This is a genomic window from Carboxydothermus pertinax (assembly GCF_001950255.1).
GTDB lineage: Bacteria > Bacillota > Z-2901 > Carboxydothermales > Carboxydothermaceae > Carboxydothermus > Carboxydothermus pertinax.
Map to the genome: position 1 here is coordinate 1 of NZ_BDJK01000045.1, position 2,325 is coordinate 2,325.

Consider the following 2,325-nt stretch of genomic DNA (forward strand, 5'->3'; position numbering starts at 1 on the left):
TACCGCCAGCAGGGTTTAATTGGTCTTATGCCAAAAATCCGGTCTGATAATGGAAGCAGTCGTACTATAAGCCACGAAACAATCGAAGAGGCGGTAAAACTTAAGGATGAACTTCCGGAACGGAGTGTAAGCCAAATTATAGCGATTTTAGAAGGAGAAAAGAAAGTTCCGACAGGAATGTTAGCCCGGTCTACCCTTGGAAGGCATCTTTCTCGTTTAGGTCTAACCCAGAAGGAAGCTAAGCAAAAGATATCAGGGCACAGGCGTTTTGCCAAAGAACAGCGTAATCGCCTCTGGCAGGCGGATATCAAATATGGGCCGTATCTACCGCATCCAAAGAATCCCAAACGCAAAGTGCGAACTTATTTAGTGGCATTTATCGATGATGCTACTCGTCTTCTTTGTCATGGAGAGTTTTATCTTGACCAAAGAAGGCCAGTTTTAGAAGATTGTTTTCGTAAAGCCATCTTGAAACGAGGAATCCCGGATGCGGTATATGTAGATAATGGCAAGATTTTTGTTTCTCGCTGGTTTCGTTTGGGTTGTGCCAAGCTCGGGATAAGGCCAATTAATACTAAGCCATATTCACCTGAATCTAAGGGGAAAATTGAAAGGTTTAACCGCACCGTTGAGTCTTTTATAGCCGAAATAGAACTGCAACAACCTAAGACCCTGGCAGAACTTAACCAGGCTTTTGCTGTTTGGGTTGAAGAAGGTTATAACCACCACCCGCACAGCTCTTTAGAAAACGAAACTCCGGCTAACCGTTTCCAGAAGGATACCCGGCGTTTACGGTTTGTAAGCCTCTTGAAGAATGCAGGGACGCTTTCCTCTGGGAAGCAAGTCGCCGAGTAGATAAAACAGGATGTATCAAACTTGAAGGACGGTTTTATGAAATTGGTTTGGAATGGATACGAAAAACTGTTGATCTCCGTTACGACCCTTTTGACTTAGAAAGTATCGAGTTCTGGTACAATGGTCAAAAGCAGGGACTAGCTAAGCCTTTGGTTATCCAGGAATACAACAACCTTGCTGCAAAAAATAAAAAAGAGCAAGAAGATAAAACACCAAAAACTTCCCGCCTCTTAACAGTACTTGAAGAAAGAAGTATTGAACGCCGCCGGCGAAAATTAGGGGCTATACCCTTCCGCCAGCTGGAAGGGGGTAAGTAAAAACGTCAGCTGCCATCAGTTGAAAATCAACAGAAAATACCAGTAGTTATTGTGGATGAAGCTCATCTCCTTGACCGGGAAATGCTTGAAGAAATACGCTTTCTTTTGAATTTTCGCATGGATTCGTATAATCCAATGAGTCTAATTCTGGTAGGGCAGCCAGAACTGCGCCGTATCTTACAACTTCAGGTCTACGAAGCTATTGCTCAGAGGATTAACCTTCGCTACCACCTTCCTCCCATGGAACGGGAGGAAGCAAAAGGCTATGTGGCCCACCATCTCAGGACAGCCGGGGCAAGTTCAACAATTTTTACCGATGATGCCCTGGATATGGTCTATGAGTATGCCGGGGGTATTGCCCGGAAAATCAATAACCTGTGCATTGCTTGTCTAATGGCAGCTGCAGCCGAACAGAAACGGCTTATTGATGACCGTATGGTCAAGGTAGTAATTGAAAATGAATTTTCTGTATAAAATTATGCCAATGGCCAGGCAGTATAAAAACTGCCTGGCCATTGGCTGTTTTTTGCAAGAGGATATTTCCCAATATTGCAAAGATTTTTCCCCATATGCCATTGGGGATTTTTTTTATTTAGCGGGAATTTTTCATTTAAAATTTTGTCCATTTTAATTATCAAAAAAATTTTTGTTAGCCCTTGAAACCTTCCATTCTGCTTTTTCAAGCAGGATTTTTTCTTTTTAGAGGAATTTTTTGAAATATGCCGAATAAGAAACAAAAATGGCAAAAGGGGAATTTGAATGCTTTCTAAAGTACATACGATTGCCTTAAACGGCATTAATGGAGAAATAGTAGAGGTGGAGGTGGACATTAACCGCGGGCTTCCGGGGATGGAGGTAGTGGGCCTTCCCGATACGGCGGTCAAGGAAGCCCGGGAGCGGGTAAAATCGGCGATAAAAAATTCCGGGTTTGATTTTCCCATCGCCAGGATAACAATAAACCTTGCCCCCGCCGATTTAAAAAAAGAAGGCTCCCACTTTGATTTACCGATAGCTCTCGGGATTTTGGCAGCAAGCGAACAGTTAAATGCTGACCTATCACCCTACATCTTTTTAGGGGAACTCTCGTTGGAAGGTCAGGTGCGGGAGGTAGATGGAGTCCTACCTTCGGTATTAGCGGTGCGGGGAAAAATTC

2 protein-coding genes and 1 pseudogene are annotated in these 2,325 nt (G+C 43.5%); all 3 read left to right on the top strand.

Annotated elements, in window-relative coordinates; genetic code table 11:
* Positions 1-1,172 (top strand): annotated as a pseudogene (locus cpu_RS09675) (transposase); the annotation flags it as partial.
* A gap of 36 nt (positions 1,173-1,208) precedes the next feature.
* Positions 1,209-1,646: an ExeA family protein gene (locus cpu_RS09685; protein ID WP_075859805.1), complete on the top strand. Its 438-nt coding sequence runs from the start codon at positions 1,209-1,211 to the stop codon at positions 1,644-1,646.
* Between the two features lie 285 nt (positions 1,647-1,931).
* Positions 1,932-2,325, top strand: a 394-nt coding sequence (locus cpu_RS14005) for a magnesium chelatase domain-containing protein (protein ID WP_305764300.1), incomplete at its 3' end; no start/stop codon positions are given.